At 57.3% G+C, this 19,543-nt stretch carries 19 protein-coding genes and 1 pseudogene; 4 read left to right on the forward strand and 16 right to left on the reverse strand.

What is annotated here, in order from left to right:
• Window positions 1–161: 161 nt before the first annotated feature.
• The 11 genes from V6R85_RS15795 to V6R85_RS15845 form a co-directional block, all read right to left on the reverse strand.
• The gene (locus tag V6R85_RS15795) at window positions 162–1,772 is read right to left on the reverse strand and encodes an ABC transporter ATP-binding protein (RefSeq protein ID WP_336377078.1); all 1,611 of its coding nucleotides are present in this window, start codon (window positions 1,770–1,772) and stop codon (window positions 162–164) included.
• Window position 1,773: 1 nt separating this feature from the next.
• On the reverse strand, window positions 1,774–2,904 hold the full coding sequence (locus V6R85_RS15800) for an ABC transporter permease (RefSeq protein ID WP_112295895.1): 1,131 nt from the start codon (window positions 2,902–2,904) through the stop codon (window positions 1,774–1,776).
• Window positions 2,897–3,820 carry an oligopeptide ABC transporter permease OppB gene (gene oppB / locus V6R85_RS15805; protein WP_003510218.1) on the reverse strand — a complete coding sequence of 308 codons (924 nt, stop codon included), beginning with the start codon at window positions 3,818–3,820 and terminating at the stop codon, window positions 2,897–2,899. The genes V6R85_RS15800 and oppB overlap by 8 nt, the downstream gene beginning before the upstream one ends.
• A 54-nt stretch (window positions 3,821–3,874) precedes the next feature.
• Window positions 3,875–5,470: a peptide ABC transporter substrate-binding protein gene (locus V6R85_RS15810; protein ID WP_080864656.1), complete on the reverse strand. Its 1,596-nt coding sequence runs from the start codon at window positions 5,468–5,470 to the stop codon at window positions 3,875–3,877.
• Window positions 5,471–5,736: 266 nt separating this feature from the next.
• Complete coding sequence (locus tag V6R85_RS15815; protein ID WP_162694840.1) at window positions 5,737–6,615, reverse strand: carbohydrate ABC transporter permease; 879 nt, start codon at window positions 6,613–6,615, stop codon at window positions 5,737–5,739.
• On the reverse strand, window positions 6,615–7,703 hold the full coding sequence (locus V6R85_RS15820) for a carbohydrate ABC transporter permease (RefSeq protein ID WP_060723737.1): 1,089 nt from the start codon (window positions 7,701–7,703) through the stop codon (window positions 6,615–6,617). The genes V6R85_RS15815 and V6R85_RS15820 overlap by 1 nt, the downstream gene beginning before the upstream one ends.
• 13 nt (window positions 7,704–7,716) lie before the next feature.
• Window positions 7,717–8,985 (reverse strand): sugar ABC transporter substrate-binding protein, encoded by a 1,269-nt coding sequence (locus V6R85_RS15825; protein WP_112295894.1) that lies wholly within the window; start codon window positions 8,983–8,985, stop codon window positions 7,717–7,719.
• 420 nt (window positions 8,986–9,405) lie between these two features.
• Window positions 9,406–10,284 (reverse strand): efflux RND transporter periplasmic adaptor subunit, encoded by an 879-nt coding sequence (locus V6R85_RS15830; protein WP_112295893.1) that lies wholly within the window; start codon window positions 10,282–10,284, stop codon window positions 9,406–9,408.
• A complete protein-coding gene (locus tag V6R85_RS15835) occupies window positions 10,281–10,490 on the reverse strand; it encodes a DUF1656 domain-containing protein (RefSeq protein WP_060723741.1) in 210 nt (69 codons plus the stop codon). The genes V6R85_RS15830 and V6R85_RS15835 overlap by 4 nt, the downstream gene beginning before the upstream one ends.
• Window positions 10,487–12,517, reverse strand: a complete 2,031-nt coding sequence (locus V6R85_RS15840; RefSeq protein ID WP_112295892.1) for an FUSC family protein — start codon at window positions 12,515–12,517, stop codon at window positions 10,487–10,489. Before V6R85_RS15840 ends, V6R85_RS15835 begins: the two co-directional genes overlap by 4 nt.
• Window positions 12,514–12,741, reverse strand: a complete 228-nt coding sequence (locus V6R85_RS15845) for a hypothetical protein (RefSeq protein ID WP_129565387.1) — start codon at window positions 12,739–12,741, stop codon at window positions 12,514–12,516. Before V6R85_RS15845 ends, V6R85_RS15840 begins: the two co-directional genes overlap by 4 nt.
• Window positions 12,742–12,950: 209 nt before the next feature.
• On the opposite strand from V6R85_RS15845, the gene V6R85_RS15850 reads away from it, so the two are divergent.
• Window positions 12,951–13,757, forward strand: a complete 807-nt coding sequence (locus tag V6R85_RS15850; RefSeq protein WP_162686083.1) for an AraC family transcriptional regulator — start codon at window positions 12,951–12,953, stop codon at window positions 13,755–13,757.
• Between the two features lie 128 nt (window positions 13,758–13,885).
• Here the strand turns inward: V6R85_RS15850 and V6R85_RS15855 are convergent, their stop codons facing one another.
• Window positions 13,886–14,509: a TetR/AcrR family transcriptional regulator gene (locus tag V6R85_RS15855; protein WP_112295891.1), complete on the reverse strand. Its 624-nt coding sequence runs from the start codon at window positions 14,507–14,509 to the stop codon at window positions 13,886–13,888.
• A gap of 87 nt (window positions 14,510–14,596) precedes the next feature.
• On the opposite strand from V6R85_RS15855, the gene V6R85_RS15860 reads away from it, so the two are divergent.
• Window positions 14,597–15,370 carry an SDR family NAD(P)-dependent oxidoreductase gene (locus tag V6R85_RS15860; RefSeq protein WP_003510207.1) on the forward strand — a complete coding sequence of 258 codons (774 nt, stop codon included), beginning with the start codon at window positions 14,597–14,599 and terminating at the stop codon, window positions 15,368–15,370.
• 161 nt (window positions 15,371–15,531) lie between these two features.
• Here the strand turns inward: V6R85_RS15860 and V6R85_RS15865 are convergent.
• Window positions 15,532–15,935, reverse strand: a pseudogene (locus V6R85_RS15865) (tautomerase family protein).
• A gap of 89 nt (window positions 15,936–16,024) precedes the next feature.
• Between V6R85_RS15865 and V6R85_RS15870 the strand changes: the two are divergent.
• Window positions 16,025–16,867, forward strand: coding sequence for a LysR family transcriptional regulator (locus tag V6R85_RS15870; protein ID WP_065695317.1), 843 nt, complete (start codon window positions 16,025–16,027; stop codon window positions 16,865–16,867).
• A gap of 147 nt (window positions 16,868–17,014) precedes the next feature.
• On the opposite strand, the gene V6R85_RS15875 is transcribed toward V6R85_RS15870, so the two are convergent.
• Together V6R85_RS15875 and V6R85_RS15880 are read right to left on the reverse strand one after the other, a co-directional pair.
• On the reverse strand, window positions 17,015–17,419 hold the full coding sequence (locus V6R85_RS15875; protein ID WP_174054853.1) for a VOC family protein: 405 nt from the start codon (window positions 17,417–17,419) through the stop codon (window positions 17,015–17,017).
• A 27-nt stretch (window positions 17,420–17,446) separates the two neighbouring features.
• Entirely contained in the window at window positions 17,447–17,782 is a 336-nt protein-coding gene (locus V6R85_RS15880) for a cupin domain-containing protein (RefSeq protein ID WP_112295890.1), read from the reverse strand.
• A gap of 148 nt (window positions 17,783–17,930) precedes the next feature.
• Between V6R85_RS15880 and V6R85_RS15885 the strand changes: the two genes are divergently transcribed.
• Entirely contained in the window at window positions 17,931–18,476 is a 546-nt protein-coding gene (locus V6R85_RS15885; RefSeq protein ID WP_060723751.1) for a MarR family winged helix-turn-helix transcriptional regulator, read from the forward strand.
• 115 nt (window positions 18,477–18,591) lie between these two features.
• On the opposite strand, the gene V6R85_RS15890 is transcribed toward V6R85_RS15885, so the two are convergent.
• On the reverse strand, window positions 18,592–19,488 hold the full coding sequence (locus V6R85_RS15890; RefSeq protein ID WP_003510199.1) for a LysR family transcriptional regulator: 897 nt from the start codon (window positions 19,486–19,488) through the stop codon (window positions 18,592–18,594).
• Window positions 19,489–19,543: the final 55 nt, after the last annotated feature.

Here is a 19,543-nt window from a genome sequence, read left to right on the forward strand (position 1 = left end):
TGGTCGGCCAGATCTCCAACCTCTCAATGCCTGAGATTATACAGAAGCTGGATTTGCAGGATCGCAGGGATAGACCGCTCTCGACGAAAGAACGAGACCCGGAAGAACAGCGCGGACGTAATCGTCCTGTGCCCTGCCAAGAGGGGTAGTCGGGCGCTAATCTACCGTGCGACTCCCGCCGAGAACGCGGATTTGATGAGTGTTTCGGTATATTCCGCCGTCGGCCTGTTGAATATGTCGTCCGTTTCTCCCTCCTCCACAATCTTCCCGTTTCTCATGACGATGACGTAATCCGAAATGGCTTTGACGACAGAAAGGTCGTGGCTGATGAAGATGTAAGAAAGGCCGTGCGTTTTTTGCAAATCGCGCAGCAGGTCGATAACCTGGCCCTGAACGGATCGGTCCAGCGCCGATGTAGGTTCGTCGAGAATGACGACATCAGGCTTAAGGATGATCGCGCGGGCAATTGCGATACGCTGACGTTGTCCGCCTGAAAACTCGTGAGGGTAACGGTTGCGGGCGGCGGGATCGAGACCGACTTCTTTCAGCGCTTCGATTGCGCGTTTGTCACGCTCCGCCCGGCTGAGTTGCTGCTCATGCACGAACAGACCTTCGGTGATTATTTCTCCGACAGTCTGTCTCGGCGAGAGAGAGCCATAGGGATCCTGGAACACCAGCTGTAGATGCCGTCGCAAAGGCCGCATGGCCTTTCGGTCGAGGCCGCTGATTTCCGTCGCGCCAAAGAAAATGCGGCCATTTGCATGGGCAAGACGCAAAAGCGCGCGACCGAGCGTGGACTTGCCCGATCCCGATTCACCGACGATGCCGATGGTCTGTCCCTGGTGAAGGCTGAAATTGACGTCATCGACGGCCCGAAACCTGCTCGGCTTCGACAGGAAGCCGCCGGGGATTTTATAATCGACTGTCACGTTCTGGCCGGAAAGAACGATCGGCGCCTCTTTACCGACTGCAGGCTTGTGCCCGCTGGGTTCTGCGTCAAGAAGCATCCTGGTGTATTCCGCCTGCGGACGATCGAAGATATCCTCCGTCGTGCCGGTCTCGACAATCTCGCCGCAGCGCATGACGGCGACGCGATCGGCAAAGTGGCGGACAACGCCGAGATCATGCGTGATCAGGACTATGGCCATGCCGAAGCGTTGCTGCAACGACTTCAGAAGGTCGAGAATCTGCGCCTGGATCGTTACATCAAGCGCAGTCGTCGGCTCATCTGCAATCAGAATGTCCGGTTCATTTGCGAGAGCCATGGCAATCATGACTCGCTGGCGCTGGCCGCCGGAGAGTTCGTGTGGGTAGCTGTCTATGCGCCGCTCCGGATCAGGAATTCCCACGAGCTTCAGGAGTTCGAGAACGCGTGCACGCGCTTGTCTTTTGCTGCCACCTTTGTGGTGGATGATCGGTTCGGCGATTTGCGCGCCTATCCTGTAGAGGGGATCGAGCGAGGTCATCGGCTCCTGGAAAATCATGGTGATTTTCGCGCCGCGGATGTCGTTCAGTTTGCTGACCGGCAGACCGATCAGCTCGCGCCCACGATATTTTGCCGAGCCCTCAATAACGCCGTTGGATGCAAGCAGCCCCATGATGCCCATCATGGTCTGGCTTTTGCCGGAACCGGATTCGCCGACAACGGCGAGCGTTTCCCCCGGTTTGACGTCAAGATCGATGCCTTTAACGGCATTCACCGTGCCATCAGGCGTGGTGAAATCGACCTTGAGATTGCGGACGGTGAGGATGGTTTCAGATGTCTTGGTCATATCAACGATCCTTGGGATCGAGCGCATCACGCAACCCATCGCCCACGAAATTGAGCGAAAACAGGGTCAGCACGAAGAAGATCGCCGGAAATATCAGGAGCCATGGTGCCGATTGGATATTGTTGGCACCTTCGGAAATCAGCGCGCCCCAGCTCGTCAACGGCGCCTGCACGCCAAGACCGAGGAAGGAGAGGAAGCTTTCCAGAAGAATGACCTTAGGCACGACAACGGTGACGAAGACGACGACGGGCCCGATCGTATTGGGAATGATGTGGCGGCGGATGATCTGCCAGTCGCTCAAACCCAAGGCTTGGGCAGCACTCACAAATTCCCGCCGTTTCAAGGCGAGCGTCTGGCCGCGCACGATACGCGCCATATCCAGCCATTCCACGGCGCCGATGACAAGGAAGATCAGGATGAAGCTGCGGCCGAAAAAGACCACCAGAACGACCACCAGAAAGACGAAAGGCAGCGAATAGAGGATTTCGACGAAACGCATCATCACATTGTCGACGCGCCCCCCGATATACCCCGCCGTAGCACCGTAAACGACGCCGATCCCAAGCGAAACGAGACTGGCGAGAACGCCGACGGTGATCGAGATCTGCCCACCCAGCATCACGCGAGCCAGCATGTCGCGACCGTTCGAATCCGTACCGAAGAAGAAGTATTCGCGGTTTACCTCGCCTTCCAGCTTCAGCGTCCGGCCTTCATCTTCGGTGGCGACGACATTCGTATTTTCGAATTCGTTGGCGCGGTCGAAATAACGTGTCGCGCGCGGGTCGATCGGGCTACTGGAGGTGATGGTTGCCGTGAAGGTCTGCCCCTCCACGGAAAATTCCTTCAGTTCCACGCGCGCGCGGCCTGCGACGCCCTCCATCACGCCCTGAAGGTTGTTCACATCCGGGCGTGGCTCAAGGCTTGGCGCCACGGAGACATAGGACGAAAACACCTGATCATAGGTGTGCGTAAGGAAATTCGGACCGATAAATGAGAAAAGCGTAATCAGCACGAGCATGATGGAGCCAGCCATGGCCGCCTTGTTTCGTTTGAAACGCAGGGCTGCCAGCTGGAACAGGCTTCGGCTTTTCACCGATGGTTGAGGGGCAATATTGCCGGAGATATCAGTCATGTCTGACCCTCGGATCGAGCAGGCCGTAGAGAATATCGACCACGAGATTGAACACGATGACAAAAATGGCGACGAGAACGACGGTTCCCATGACCAGCGTATAGTCACGATTGATGGCGCCAAGAACGAAGTAGCGGCCGACGCCGGGGATCGTGAAGATCGTCTCGACGACCGCCGAACCGGTGAGCAGGGCTGCGGCACAGGGCGCGAGATAAGAAACGACCGGAAGCATCGCCGCGCGCATGGCGTGGAACACCACCACGCTGCGCGCTGGAAGACCATAAGCCTTGGCGGTGCGGATATGGTCCATCCGCAGAGCCTCGATCATGGCACCGCGCGTCAGGCGCGCGATAACCGCAAGCTGCGGCAAAGCGAGCGCGATCATTGGAAGAATGAGATATCGCAGCGATCCGTCGCCCCAGCTGCCTGCCGGCAGAAGCCCGAGCATGACGGCGAAGATCAGCGTCAGAACAGGTGCGACAACGAAGTTCGGCACGGTGACGCCGACTGTCGAAATCGACATGATCGAGAAATCGAAGGCGCTGTTCTGCTTGAGCGCGGCGAAGGTGCCGGCAAGAACGCCGCCCACCAGCGCCAATAGAAGAGCATAGCTGCCGAGTTCCAGCGAATAGGGCAGACCCTTGCCGATCAACTGGGCGACGGTGTTGTCCTTGTAGATGTAGCTCGGACCGAAATCGCCGGTGACGGCATTGCCGAGATAGATGAGATACTGGCGCCACAATGGTTCATCCAGATGATAGGTTCTCATCAGGTTTTCCATCGTCTGCGGCGGCAGGGGGCGTTCAAGATTGAACGGACCGCCCGGTGCGAAACGCATCAGGAAAAACGAAATCGTGACGACGATAAACAACGTCGGCACGGCGCTCGCCAAACGGCGCAGAATAAACGAGATCATGGTTTTTCGGGCTCCGGCATGGCACGGCGGGTTTTGTCGCCGTGCCAGTGCTGCTTATTCGGAAACGCTCAGAAAGCGGCTGAGGTGTTCGTTGGCAGCATTATCTTCCCAACCCTTGACGCGGTTGGAAACCAGCCAGAGATCGGCCTGCGTGAGAAGCGGAGCAACCGGCTGTTCCTTCATGAGGATCGTTTCTGCCTCATGCAGCAGCTTGGAGCGCGCTGCCGGATCCTTTTCGTCATAGGATTTCTTCATCAACGCATCATATTCGGCGTTGTTGAACTTGGCGTAATTGAAGGTCTTGTTGGAGGATATGGAAAGCGCGAGGAAGTTTTCCGCATCCGCATAGTCGGCAACCCAGCCAGCACGCGCGACATTGAATTTGCCGCCTTCCTGCAGGTAGCCATAGTGCGAGGCGACGTCGAGGTTCACCAGCGACACCTTTGCGCCAAAGGTGTTCTTCCACATATCTGCAATAGCGGTGGCAACACGCTCATGGTTCGGGTTGGTGTTGTAGCGGATTTCGACGGAAAGAGGCTTGCCGCCCTCACCGTAGCCGGCTTCCTTCATGAGTTTTAGGGCTTCGTCTTCGCGATCAAGCTGGGACAGCGTCGCAAAGTCGGCCTTGGCTGGCTCGCCGTAGGAAGCCATACCGGGGGGAACCATCGAGTAGGCCGGAACCTGAGAGCCGCTGTAGATTTCCTTGGCGAGGAAATCGCGGTCCACCGCCATCGACAGGGCTCGGCGGACCCGGACGTCGTTATAGGGCGCTTCGCGGGTATCGAAGGTGTAGTAATAGGTCGCAAGCGTCGGCGAAACGTGAACCTGTTCACCATAGGCCTTGCGCAGACGGTCGATCTGATCTGCGGAAAAATTGTAGGCGAGGTCCATTTCCTTCGCTTCGAAACGGCGAACGGATGCGGCCTGGTCATCCACCGGGTAGAAGATGACCTTATCGATCTTGGTGTTTGCTGCGTCCCAGAAACTGGTGTTCTTGACGACCGTCAGGCTGTCATTCGGGACATGCGCTTCGAGCTTGTATGCACCGTTCGAGACCATGACACCAGGCTTTACGAAATTCGTGCCGTTCTTTTCGTAGCTCGCCTTTGAGATGGGCAGAGCCGCCTGATGGGCAAGCAGTTCAACGAAGAAGGGTGTCGGGCGCTCGAGTGTGATCTCAAGGGTCTTGTCATCCACCGCCTTCACGCCGAGCTGCTCAACCGGCGTTTCGCCCTTGTTGATCTTTTCGGCGTTCTTGATCGGGTAGAGAATATTCGCATATTTTGCGGCGGTCTTCGGGTCCTCGACGCGCTGGTAGGAGAAAACGAAATCTCCAGCCGTTACCGGAGTACCATCTGACCACTTCGCATCCGCGCGCAGCTTGAACGTGTAGACTGTGCCATCCTCAGACAGCGTCCAGCTTTCCGCCGTACCGGGAATGATCTTGCCGGCAGCATCGTAAATGGTGAGACCTTCATAAAGGTCTTTCAGGATAAAGGCTTCGATGTTGATCGAGGTTTGTGCCTGATCGAGCGTCTGTGGTTCCCCAGCATTACCACGGTGCAGAACTGTTTCTGCTAGTGCGGAACTGGCGCCGATCAGAAGCGATCCTGCCAGCAGAGTGATGCGAACTTTTGTTGTTATCGACATTGTTTTCTTTCCCCGTGAATATTTTGAGCCCACAAACAAGGCCAAATTGCTTCAAAGCGCAACCACAATAACGCAACCACAATAAATTGTGAGTTCTGGGGAAACCGCGCGTTTCACTTGGGATGACGTATCCAGCCTCCCGCGCTTGACCCGAGAGTTTCTTGTAGAAAACTTTGGTGGGAACTCGTCCGGCGGCAGGCTGTCGCGCAGCGAAAATGCCGGCCTTCGGGGGGCCGAACGGTTCGCGCCGCGACCTTGCCGATGCGTTATCCCTTTATCCCGCTCGCCGCGATGCTGGAGATGAACAGCCTCTGCAGGCAGAGATAAAAGATCAGCACCGGCAGCGTGATGATGGTGAGATAAGCCATCACCTCACCCCAGGGTGTGTTGAGCTGGAAGAAATATTGCAGCCCCACCATCACCGGCCTGTAGGCCTCGGACTGGGTAACGAGAAGCGGCCATAGATATTGCTGGCTGTACATGACGAGAAACTTCAGGATCGCAGCCGTTGCAATGACCGGGCCGCTGAGCGGCATCACCACCTGCGCGTAAATCCGCAGCCAGCCAGCCCCGTCGATGCGTGCGGCCTCCAGCAACTCCTTCGGCAGATCCTTGAAATATTGCACGAAGAGGAAAATCGTCAGCCCGTCTGCGATCCATGGAATGATCTGCACATGCCAGGAATTGAGCCATCCCCAGGTAAACCCATTGCTGCCGATCCATGGCAGGTTGTTGACTTCCAGCAGCAGCGGCACGGCAATGGTTTCAAAGGGAATGATGAGGGTGGAGAGGATGACCGAGAAGAGAACATCCTTTCCACGCCAGTTCAAAAAGGTGAAAGCGAAGGCGGCAAGTGAGCCAAGCAGCAGGGCGAGAAAGACGGTAACGCCCGTTACCAGCACCGAGTTGAATATGAAGGTCGCAATCGGCGCTCGGGCAAAAGCCGCGGTGTAGTTTTCGAGCGAAAGGTCTCCCACCGGCAGGAAAGCTCGTATCGACGTGGCATCACTGAGCAGCTGGTCGTTCGGTTTCAGCGACGAGAAGCCCATGAACAGTAGGGGCAAAATGAAGATCGCGGCGAAAGCCAGCATGAGTACATAGTTGCCGATGAGAAAAGCGAGGCTTTTGCGTTGTCCGGCCTGCATTATTGCTTCTCCCTTGTCAGGTATCGCTGGGTGAGCGATATGCACAGGACAAGCAGGAACAGGACGACCGAGATTGCCGAACCTGCCGCGATGTCCTGCTGTCGGTATCCCCGCTCAACCGCCTGATAGACGATGCTCTGCGTCGAATCGCGGGGTCCGCCCTTGGTCATCACATCGATCTGCGCAAAAAGGGCAAAAGCCTGCATGGTAATGACGATGATAATCAGCACGGCCGTGTTGCGCAGCAGCGGCCAGGTTATCATGCTGAACTTCTGCCAGCGGCTCGCTCCTTCGATATCAGCCGCCTCGTAAAGATCCGGAGAGATTGTTTGCAGGCCGGAAAGCCATATGACCATGTGGAAACCGACGCCCTGCCAGACTGACATCACCAGAATGGCCCACAGGGCGGTATCGGTTCTGCCCAGCCAGTCGACTGGCTGGAACAGCCCGAAGCTCATGTAACTCAAAAGGCTGTTCAGAAGACCGTTATCCGCCGCATAGATAAACCGCCAGAGCAGGGCCACCACCACCACCGACAGCACCACAGGCATGAAGTAGATCGCACGGAAAATCGTGACGCCGGGAATTTTCTGGTTCACCAACAGGGCAAGAAACAACGCAAGTGCTGCCTGAACCGGCGCAACGACCGCCACGAAGGAAAGCGTATTGACGAGTGCTGTCAAAAACACAACGTCGCGCGCCAGAATGACGATCTGGTTCTCGCCCCAGGTGAAGCTCTTATATTCCCGCATCCCTTCCAGATGGGGATAGTCGGGATTGTTGCGGGTGAAATTGCGAATTCGCGGATAGGAGATGGCGCCATCCGCACCCTGCTTGAGGCTCCCATCCGCCTCCCTTTCCGGCTCGAGCGTGAGCACGCCGATACCCAGCAGCCGGGTGTAGTTTTCAACGCCGACAAACTCGGTGGGATTGGGAGATGTCAGCCGCTGGTTGGTGAAGGAAAAACCGAGCCCCAGCAGAAAGGGCGTGATCAGGAACAGCCCGATCAGCACCATGGCCGGTCCAGCCATGAACCAGCCCGTGAAACCGTCCCGGGTCAGTTTCCCCTTTGAGGAAAAGAGCGCCATCGATCACATGCCCCTATTTGGGTTGGTAACCGGAATTGCGCTCTATGTTGTTGTTTATCTCGTCGGTTGCATTGTCCAGCGTGTCGGCAACATCCGCGCCGTTGGCAATGTCGGACACAGCCTTGGAAAAGACCGGCGAGATGAAGGCGTAAGCTGGCGTCACCGGACGCAATGTTCCCTGACGCTTGGAGAGCTCGAAGAAAACCTCGAGCTGGCCGCCCTGCTTGTAATTCTTCGTCATCTGGGCCGCCGAAGACGTGGCCGGGATCAGGCCGATCGCATCGGAGAACTGCGCGAGATATTTGTCCTGTATGGCGAATTCGATGAAGGCGGATGCGCCTTCGGGATGTTTGCTGGTGGCCGACACGCCAAACTGCCAGGACCCGGCGCCGATCTTCGGACCGTTCCCGAAGTCAGGGGCCGGCAGGAACAGCAGGTCGTCTCCATATTTCTCCAGAGCCTTCACCGCAACCCAGTTGCCCATCCATTGGAGGGCGTGGCGGCCCTCCAGAAATCCGGTTTCATGGTCGGCAGGCGACTGCGATGTTCCGGGTGCGAGCTTCTTCTGGAACAGGGACTGCCACCATTCTCCGAACTTGATGGCACTGTCTCCGTTAAGGACGTTCTCGGCGGTTTGATAATTTTCCTTGTCGATCAAACTGCCGCCGAAGCTTTCCAGAAACGGGCTGAAGGCATAGCTGTACCATTCGGTTTTATCGGCCATGCCGAGGTCGATCGCATAGTCGAACTTGCCGCTGGCCGCGAGCTTTTCGAGTGCTGCATTAAATTCTTCGCCGCTCCATGGCTGGTCCAGCGTTGGAATGCGAATGCCATTGTCATCAAGAACCGATTTGCGGGCGAAGACCGCGACGGCTGCGTCCCACAGGCCGACTGAATAGAGCTTGTCTCCCCACTTCCCGACGGCGCCCGGCAGGAAATTGGCAAGCTTTGCCTCATCGATCTGCAGTGGCTGCAGATAACCGGACCACGCCCAGTTTGGCATGTTTGGGCCGTCGACATCCAGAATGTCAGGCAGCTTGTTGGAGAGCGCAGCGGCGGTGACGGACTCGTTATATGCGCTCTGGGGAAATTCCTGAAGCGAGACCCGCCAGTCTGACTGAGACGAATTGAAGTCCTCGATAATGCCCGCCAGGATCTTGCGTTCTTCAACATTGCCCGCACCATGATACCACATCGTCAGGTCGGTTTGTGCCAATGCGGAAGTGGAAAAAAGCATCGACAGGGCAGTGGCTGCTCCGGCAAAAATGGCTTTGGTGGTCATAGATGGTCCTCCTCCTGAAGAAGGGTAACTTCACCATCTACAGATTGTTCCGCAGAAAATTCGCATTCGGACAACAGTGTCCTATTGCGAAAGCCTCGCTACGGCGGCTGCAAGTTCCGCTCCATCTCCGCCGTTGCGGCAATCTTTTGCAGCATACGCTTGGGGACGTTCGATCCGTTGACCGGCCCCGAGCGTATGCTGTCTGCCTTTGAAGCAGTGATTCCTGGCGGCCTCGGCCCGATCCGGGGAACGCCGGCCGGCGTCGTCGTTCTCGGTATCTCCCAGGCGGCTGGCAATAGGTGGCTCCAATGGCTTGTTTCGCTGCAAACCGAGTCGTAATCGGCTGCGAAAGGTTCCAGGAACCTTACGACTAAACCCGGTTAGCGATCACACAACGCCGTTGATAGAGCCAGATAAGACCTAGTCCCTTTTTTGTTCAATCGAAACCGTTGCAGTCCGGCCCGCTATCAGTTGCACGCCATCAGGGATCTCGTCGATCGATATCCGCACCGGAATCCTCTGGGCCAGACGAACCCATGAGAATGTTGGTGCCACACTTGCGAGAGCACCTGCGGAATCGCTGCGCTCCCGATCCTCGATGCCGGCCGCGATGCTTGCGACGTGCCCGATCACAGGTTCAGGCTCACCCATGATGTCGATCCTCACCCGATTGTTGACGTGGAGCCGGGGAAGCTTTGTCTCTTCGAAATATCCTGCGACATAGATGGATTCTCTTTCTACCAGCACCCCGATGGCATTACCCGAAGAGACATAGTTTCCGCGGCGCAGAGAGAAGTTCGTGACGACCCCAGTTGCGGGCGCTTTCACGGTTGTCCGCTCCAGGTTGAGCGCGGCGAGATCCCGGGTGGCAAGCGCAGATTGATATGAAGCGTCTGCCTGATGCATCTGGCTTTCCGCCTGCTGCTGCTGCTTCAGGCTGGCAGCCTCTTTCGAGGCGAGCAACTGATATCGTTCGAAATCGGCTCTTGCCAGTTCCGCGGAAGCCCTGGCGCTCCGCACCTGAGCTTCCGCGTCACGCAGTGCAAGCTCGAAACGAAGTGTTTCGATACGAAATAGCGTTGCGCCTTTCTCCACCCACTCGTTGTCCGACACCAGAACTTCCGTGACGGGGCCGGAGACATCGGGAGCCAACCTGACAATGTCGGCACGGACATGAGCGTCGCGGGTCCATGGCGCTTCCATGTAAAACGACCATAGGTGCATGCTCAGCACCGCAGCACAAGCGACCATAGACAGGGTCAAAAGAACCCGACCCGAAATATGTGTGACATTCTTCATCTTTGAAACCAGCTCATAGCAATTGAAAACACGCCGAGAAGGGTGACGTAGAGTGCGACGTTGAACAGCGAACGATGCCATACCAGCCGATAGAACCCGATCTTGGAGAGAGCCGATGCAAGAGCGCGGAGGACGCCGTAGGTGAACAGGGCGAGCGCCGCGAACGATGGCAGGAAGGCGCCATAGAGATCGAATTGTCCGGTCATGCCGCCATCTCGCTTGCAGGTGGCGTCGAGAAGCCCGGCGGATCAGCGTCCGGCGCAAGGCAAACACGAAGGGCGACGACCTGCACCAGAAGCTCCCGTTCCGCAGCCGCCGTGAGAGTGCCCGGAGCGGAAAGAACAAGCTCGTCCAAAACCGCAAGGGCATTTTCCAATGACTCACGGCGTCTGGTGGACTTCAGGTCGTATAGCCCTTCCACTGCCTTGAAGACGGCTTCCATTTTACAACGAACTGGCTCGGACGCTTCATCCGCAAGCCGCTGCATCTCCGCCACATGAAGGCCTGTGCGCAAATCCCGAATAAGATCGGCATTCGCGGCATCGGAAGTCGATGGGAGTTTTGCCGCTCGCGAAGCAAACAGACCGGCGATATCGATGACGTGATGGTGCGTGACATGAGCGTCTGCATGTCTGCCGGCGGCGATTTTCGCAACGTGCCCCTGTGTAACGGAAAAAAGCCTTCTGGCGTTTGTCTCCGCCCTTACGGACCGGAAGATACCGCAGACTATAATCGTCCAGACCATGGCAAGTACGGTGGCAATCCCCGTGTTCGAGAATGTGATGAAGTCGCTGCTCTGGTGTGCCTGGAGTGTGAGGAGAAGGGGAAAATTTATGCACAATCCCATGCCGACGAGTGCCAGCGACGGCACCGCGAGACTTATTCCCGCCGGGATCAGGAATAGCCCAAGTGCCGCGACGAGCGGCACGAAACCGTCGATCGCCGGAAGGATCGCGAAACCGTAGACGAATGCTGCGATGACAGAGCCAATCGTTACGCGGACAAACTTGCGCATCGCCGGAACCGGATCATCCATTGTGGCAAGGAGGCAGCAAGTGACCCCTGATATCTGCGCAAACGTCATTCCATCTGGCCAGCCGCTTGCGATCCAGAAGAAGATTGATGTCGCCAGGCAGATCGCCACTGAAAGCGCCGACAGCAAAGCCATTCCGATGTCGCGATGCTGGGCTGGCATTGTCTCGGGCGCCGTGAAGCGGCGGGTCGCTCTCGCCGTATTCTCTTCTTCCAGAGATTCTCGAAGAGTGCGGCACTCGTCGGATATCCGAAGAATATTCACGAGATTCCGCGAAGCGTTGGCGAGGAGAAGATTTTCCCAGGAATGAAGCGTATCGGACGGAGCAAGCGCATCGATCTCGACTTTCAGGCGTTCTGGGGTATTCGTCGAACGAGAAGCCACCCGTGCAATCACAACCAGAGCCCATTGCGCGCCGGAGGTATTCAGCCTGGTCAATGAGCGCCGCAAATCTTCGAGTTCAGCCAGTAATGGAAGTAAGGACACCATTCGGTGCTGCAGCGATCGGGTCAACGAAACAGCACGTCGATATCTGGAGCCGTCATATTGAAGATGCGTCGTAAACGAGCGCATTTCCACAGCATCCGCCGCGAGACCTTGTCGCTCCATCCTGCTCTGGATTTCGCTTACCTCTCCGACTGCCGTCGTGGCGAGGAGCGTTCGCGTCTTTGCCATCCATGCGTCGATCCGACCGACGAGAACGTTGCCCACATGGGCAGGAAAGACGACATGGCTGACGATCGAGGCGCACGTGATGGCAAGACCGATCTCCTCAATGCGCGATACGACCGTATCAAACGTGTTTGCGGGAGCCGTGACCAGCGGCAAACCCGCAAGAAGCACCGTATATCCGGCCAGTAGCGGAACATAGCTTCGGGGCGTGCGGTCGAGAAGACTGATGAAGGTGCATACCGAGACCCAGGCAATGATCGCGGCAGAAAGCAGTATAGGCTCGTTTGCGAGGGTGGGAACCATGAGGATCGTCGCGCCGCCGCCGATGAGAGTTCCGAGCAGTCGATAGACTGACTTGGAGGAGATCGCGCCCGAAAGCGGATGAGCGACGATGTAAACCGTAGCTACCGCCCAAAACGGTCGAGGCAGATCGAAGTTGATAGCGATGAAATAAGCCAGCATTGCCGCTGCGAACGTCTTCAAGGAAAAAATGACGTTGGCGGTGGTGACGACCGGGCGGGTGTTCACGCCTCATCTCCCGGCCGGGAGCTTCCGGTGGGGAGGTCTCGCTGGTTGTCGGCATCGGTGAGACCGTAGATTGCCGGTGAAACATAGCAGAAGGGCGGTGCCGCCAGGCAGGCATTCATATAGGCTTCAGCCGGGTCGGCACACGAAACAGTCGAGGTGGCTTTGGGCCGGCGGGCAAGGAACGTGTGGATTTTCAAGAGGAAGGCGCGTGTAAGCTTCCTCAAAAAGGTTATGCGCGTGGACCCGATCCGCCTGCGCGGTACGGGCAGGATGCAAAGTCTGCGAGAGCACCTGTGAGGCAATCGAATTTCAGTCGGTACTATATCGGACCACCAGTGAGGGTCGTGCTTTTGAATTGCCATCGTCATTCTCCGAAATCTTTTCGGATGATCCTATCGACAAGGCACTCGGAGGAATTTAGATATCCTCTCAAATGATCACTAAATCCAACCAGCCTCCGATGTCTCTTTCCGCAGCTCTCTTCGACCATGAGCTCGAAGAGTCCACGGCGCGAGCGCATGCCTTCAGGATCGACGTATCGCAAAACGAGCGCGAAGCTCCCGAGCACCAACATCGCAAGGGCCAACTCGTCATGGCTTTGCGAGGCGGGATCACCTGTCGCGTTCCAAGCGGGATGTGGATGGTGCCGCCTCATTGTGGTGTCTGGGTTCCAGGGGGCATGCCGCATAGCAATGTCGCGACCGCCAATGCTCGTCTGTTCTTCCTGTTCATTGAGCCGGGCGCCGCCGACCTTCCGGACCGGTGCTGCACGCTTTCCCTATCCCCGCTTGTCAGGGAACTTATCATCGAGATGGCTGACCAGTCCGAAGTCGCGATGGTGGATACCGAACTCTTCACCACATTGCTTCTATCGGCCTTGTCGCGTATGCCCATAGAGGATCTGCATCTGCCGATAACCGATGAACCTCGGCTTGCTCGGATCGCGTCGGCACTGGTCGACGATCCTTCTGACCGAAGCACGATAGCGCGATGGGCGACACGAGTGGCGTTGAGCGAAAATTCCCTCGCCCGTCTCGTTCAACGGGAGACCGGCCTAACTTTCGGGCGTTGGCGGCAGCAGTTACAGTTGATCATCGCGCTGCGAAGTCTTGCAGCGGGGGCAACAGTGCAGCAGGTTTCGGGCGACCTTGGGTATGAGTCCGTATCTGCCTTCATAACGATGTTCAAGAAAGCGCTCGGTACATCTCCGGCCAGGTATCTCAAGACCTTCGACCAATAATCATAAAGGGAATGCTGTCACTAAAGCGCAGGTTGGGCTTGAACAAGTTTTGATGGAGAGTCGCCTGTCAGCTCTATTCGGCCTATTCTGACTGAGCCCTCAATCTGCCTGTTCAAGAGCCTTCGGACTCAATCCTGACGGCCCCGTTTCCCCGGCCAGGCTGTCAGCGCGACGTCGACCAGAGCCTTCAATCTTGCCGTACATGCGCCATCACATGCCTGCGCAGACATGCCCTGAATGATGGCGCCATAAAAGCGCGCGAGGGTATCCGTGTCCGTTTGCTCGGGCAGTTCGCCTTCGCTGACGGCGCGGTCGAACCGCGTCTTGAGAATCTGTATTGCCGCCTCGCGCCATGCTGCCGCTGTGCGGGCGACAGAGGCGTTTTCTTCCGAATGCTGGAGAACGGCGGTAGACACGATGCATCCGCGCGGCTTGTCCGGCTGGGTGTCTCCTTCGGCAATGTCGTAGAGATAAGAGGCGAGCGCCTCGTAGGCCGGTATTTTCGCCTGCAGCATTTCGGAACGGCGTTGGCTTTGCTGCGCGATGCTATGATCGAGCGCCAGCCGGAATAATTCTTCCTTTGAACCGAAGGTCGCGTAGAGGGACGGCGGGGTGATGCCCATCGCATGGGTAAGGTCCGCTATCGAGGTTCCCTCATAGCCGCGTTCCCAGAACAGCCGGGCTGCGACATCGAGCCCTGCATTCCGATCGAGCAGACGCGGTCTGCCGCGTTTTCGCGTTGTTTCAGCCATTATTATATCGATCACTATAAAAATATTGACAGATCATGATTGGCTTTTATTATATCGATCGCTAGTTAAATCGCAACGGAGTGATCCATGTCCCGGAAACTATCCAACAAAGTCGCCCTCATAACGGGCAGTTCACGCGGTATTGGCCGCGCCGCCGCCCTGGCGTTTGCGAAAGAAGGTGCAGGTCTTATCGGCGTCCATTACGGCGCAAATCCCGATGCCGCACAGGCAACGATCCGCGAGATCGAGGCGCTCGGTTCGAAGGCGGTCGCGCTCAATGCCGATCTGCGGGCAGGGAAAGCAGCAACCGACAGCTTGTGGGAGCAGTTTAAGGAAGCCGCGATCGCTTTCACCGGCGCGCCATCGCTCGATATTCTCGTCAACAATGCGGGCATTGCCCCGGCGACACCGTTGAAAGAAACAACGGAAGCCGCGTTCGACGAGTTGATGACGATCAACTTCAAGGCGCCATTCTTCCTTATTCAGGCTGTCGCTGATCATCTCCGCGACAATGGCCGCATTATCAATGTTTCGACCGGTTTCACGCGCATTGCGGCGCCGACGCATCCGGCCTATGCGGCATCCAAGGGTGCGCTTGAGACATTGACGCTGGCACTCGCCCCGGAATTCGGCCGGCGCGGAATTACGGTCAATTCGGTTCTGCCGGGTGTTACTGAAACCGACATGAACGCCGAATGGCTGGCAGCGCCGGAGGCCCGTGCCGGTGCCGAGGCCCTGTCCGTCTTTTCACGTATCGGTCGCGCCGACGATATTGCTGACGTCATCACGTTCCTTGCCTCGGATGATGCCCGCTGGACGACCGGGCAGATGATCGATGCGACAGGCGGTGCGCGGATTTGATCCCGCGAGCGTAGACTTGGATGACGGGTGTCGGGCAGTTTCGCTCGACGCCCGGATGAGGAGGTGGGGCAGCTGTAATCCTCCTCCACCTCGAGTAGACATCTTGTATCCGGGGCCACGCCGCTGGCTTTGTCATGCCCCGCCTCATCTGGTTGCCGGTGTTATCCGTGCTTGCGCGCCCACCGCAGGTTCTGGGTTTGCCCGCCATAACCATAGGCATCGCCGTCGACGGCGTGAACCAGGACATAGCTCGCCTCGTGCACGGGGCCTACCAGCGCGTTCATCCCGTCATAAACCCGCCGGACCCATTCGGACGTTTCATCTTTTATGTTGGTGTGCTCGGTAATCGAAACCTCGACATAGAAGCTTCCGATCTTCTGGTCGGCGACACTCGATCCGGCAATGATCCAGTCCTCGGGATCGGCACTCTCGACGAGAACCGCGGTGACGGCCGGGTCCTTGTGCAGGATTTCCGCCGTGAGGCGAGAGAGCAGCGCGCCGCGACTTCCAGCTTTGGGTCGCTTCCGTTTTGGGGTTTGGTGTAACGCGCTTTGATCATGGGCATGGTCTTGTCTCCTTGTTGCCGAGACACCTTGCGCAAATTTCTTCATAATGAGAAGATGAGGATAGATATTCCATACATAGTGATTTCATATGATTGATCTTGAGAGCGTTCGCCTGTTCATTTTCTCCGTCGAGCTCGGCAGCCTGACAAAGGCGGCGGAGGCGGCGGGAACCGTGCAACCGGTCGTCAGCCAAAAATTGAAGTTGCTGGAGCAGCGTGTCGGCAGGCGGCTGATCGACCGTTCGCCGCGTCATCTGCGGCTCACGGAGGATGGTGAGGTGTTTCTGCCGAAGGCGCGCGAGTTGCTCGCCAAACACGAGGAAGCACTGACCTTCAATCATGAATCACCGCTGCACTTCAGCCTGGCTGCGAGTGACCATGCGATCGGGGGCCGCCTTTCGACGGCCATAAGAGCGGTGCGTGCGGCACTTCCTGCCAATGCGGTGATTGAAGTGAATGTAGGCTTTTCCCGGCACGTGAAGGAAAATTTCGCGTCCGGACAGGCGGACGCCGTCATTTTCAGGCGCAACGGCGGTGGCTCTGACGGCGAAATCCTGCGTACTGACAAGCTGGGATGGCGGGCCGCTCCAGACTGGCGGCCACGCGCGAACAGCGCCATCCCGCTGGTGTCGCTGGGAACCGGGTGTGGAGTCCGGGAAATTGCGGTGTCGGAGCTTAGAAGAGCCGGCGTGGATTGGCGCGATGCGTTCACCGCCGGAAGCTGCTCGGCGCTCCATGAAGGAATTCTTGCGGGAGCGGGTGTCGCGCCGCTCGGCGATATTAGCGCCCGTGGCCTGCCCGACAGGGGTGCGGAACTCGGGCTGCCTTCGTTGCCGCCTTCCGATATCGTTCTTCTTTCCCGTGCAAGAACGCCGGCACACGCATCGGCGATCAGAGCGCTGGCCGCAGCCGTATCGGGCACCGGCGATTAGGTGAAGGGGCGGACGTGCTTTAGTTTCCGGTTGCTGTTCGCAGCCCACGGTCAAGTGCGAAGCGCCTTCCTGATATCAAAACCATTCGGGAGGCACGCTTTACGCTATCAATGGGGATCATCCCTTTGTGGATAACGTATAGTGACGTCAGCCCGCATTGCCTAAATCCATGTAAGCGGGTTCAAACTCGTGGCCATCGGGATCGGCGAAGGTGCGGAGATACATGAAACCCAGATCCTGCGGCTCTCGAACATCCGCCTGTCCGCCCGCTTTTGCTGCGGCGTCAACCATGGCATCCACCTCTTCGCGGCTGTCGCGCGAAAGAGCGATCAGCATGCCGTTTGTTTTGTGAGCATCGGCGATCGGTTTGGCGGTGAAGGTCTTGTAATAGTCATGCCGCAGAAGCTGGAAGGTAATCGTGTCCGACCACACCATCGAGCTTGCGTCTTCGTTGGAAAACTCCTCGTTCTTCACGCAGCCGATTGCCCCGTAGAAGGTGGTTGAGACAGCCAGATCTTTCACCGGCAGGTTCAGGAAAATCATTTTGGCCATTGTCTTTCTCCTCTTGCTGGAACGGAATTACAGGAAGGTCTGCTGGAACGTTTCACTCGGATGGATGCAGATGATCTCCAGCCGGTCAGTGCCGATATTTTCAAAGCGATGGGGGATATTGGCAGGCCCGACGACGATGTCTCCCGACGAGCCGCGCGCCCGTTGATCGCCTATCGTGAACTCGGCCTCGCCTTTGCGCACCACCCAGGTTTCGGCATAGGGGTGAACATGCAGATCAGGGCCGCGACCCGGATCGGCATTGACGAGAAAGATGGATACGGCGCTTCCGTATTCGCATCCTTCATAACGCACTGTCCGGCTCTCGTCGGGCTTCGGCTCGTGATGACGGCGTATGGAAAACATCTGGTCTCCTCCCTGAGACAAAACTATCTTCGCGAGAAGATATATGTGCGATTTATCTTCCTGTCAAGATATCTATCTTCTCGCAAAGATATATTCACGGAGCAGGCAAAGCCGTATATGGTTTTCAGAGTGGTAATGGGGTGATGAGATGAAGCAGGCGATGCCGGACACGACGGCGGATCGGACGATTGAAACTGACAGGGAAGATCATGTCGATCGTCTCCGTGGCCAGTGGGCGCGGGAACTGCCTGATATCGATACCGAGCCGATGGCTATCTTCGGGCGCGCCAAACGGCTCAGCAACCTTCTGGCACCGTCAATAGAAGAGACATTCGCCGGCTTTGGTCTCGATCGCGGCGAGTTCGATGTTATCGCCACATTGCGCCGGTCGGGGCCGCCCTACCAGCTGACGCCGACGGAGATGTACACGACGCTGATGCTCTCTTCAGGCGGCCTGACGCACCGGCTCGACCGGTTGGAAAAGGCTGGCCTCATCGAGCGCAGAAAATCGAAGCTCGATGGGCGCAGCGTCGTTGTGTGCCTTATGCCGGCCGGCATCGAGCTGGCGGAAAAGGCGTTTCGCCGGGACATGAGAAGCGAACTGAATTTCCTGCAGGGCCTCACTCCGGACGAGCGCGAGAACCTTGCGGCGCTGCTGAAAAAGCTGGTGCTGGATATCGAGGCCCGGGTGTAGCTTCTGGTGCAAATTCGTTCATTCGAGCGATCTGCAAATCAGAGGCTGTTACCGCGCACCTACGGTTTGCGCCGCCACTAGCCGGGATGTCGTAGAAGGTATTTTTCTAAAGAGATCATTGTGTTTTCCAGGTCTCGAGCAGCATCCTCACAAATTTTTCGGCGGCTGGGGAAAGAGCACTGCTTCGCCTTTGCACGATGCCGATCGTACGGGAGACCACCGGGTTGACGATCGGCCGGGTGATGAGGAATGGATGATCGTCCTGCGGCGTTGCCAGCCGCGGCAGGACTGAAATCCCAAGCCCGGCTTCGACGAGACCGAGTGATGTGTTGAGATGCGTGACCTCATAAAACCAGTTCAATTTCAGATTGTGCCGTGCAAGCGCGCTGTCCAGAAGCGTCCTGTTGCCGCTTGAACGATCCACGACGACCAGCGGATAGGCCTCCAGCTGGTCCCACTCGATCGTTTCGAACGCTGCCAGAGGGTGGTCTTTTCGCATTGCCAGCACGAAGGGGTCATCGATGAGTGGCTCGAATGAAAGCTCGGGATCGGAATTGCCCATCAGGTTGATGCCGAATTCCACCTCGCCTCTGGCGACCGCCTGCAGACCCTCATTGGCCGTCAAGTCCCTGATCCGCAGCCTTATGTGGGGATATTGCTGGCTAAAGGTCTTTATGACGGTGGGAAGAAAGTAAAAAGCGGCGGTGGGGACGCAAGCCATTGTGATCAGCCCGCGCCGTTGCGCGCCGTCCTTCATGGCAAAAAGCGATCCGTCAAATTCCTCGAGCATACGCCGGACGAGGGGCATGACTTCCTGCCCCATGGCGGTGGGTGCGACGTGGCGCGTCGTTCTTTCCAGAAGTGGTGCCCCGATGGCCTGCTCCAGTTTCTGGATGCGGCGGGTGAGCGCCGGTTGCGAGATGTGCAGCGCCTCGGCGGCCCTGTGGAAACTGGCGAGTTCAACCACCGCTTGAAATGCCCGCAGATCCAGAATTTCACAATTGATGCTCATAACGCAATAAAACTCCGAAACATTGCATTTAACAGATTAGACTCTTTTGCTCATA

Origin of the sequence: Agrobacterium sp. CCNWLW32, assembly GCF_037083425.1 — a bacterium.
Lineage (GTDB): Bacteria > Pseudomonadota > Alphaproteobacteria > Rhizobiales > Rhizobiaceae > Agrobacterium > Agrobacterium radiobacter.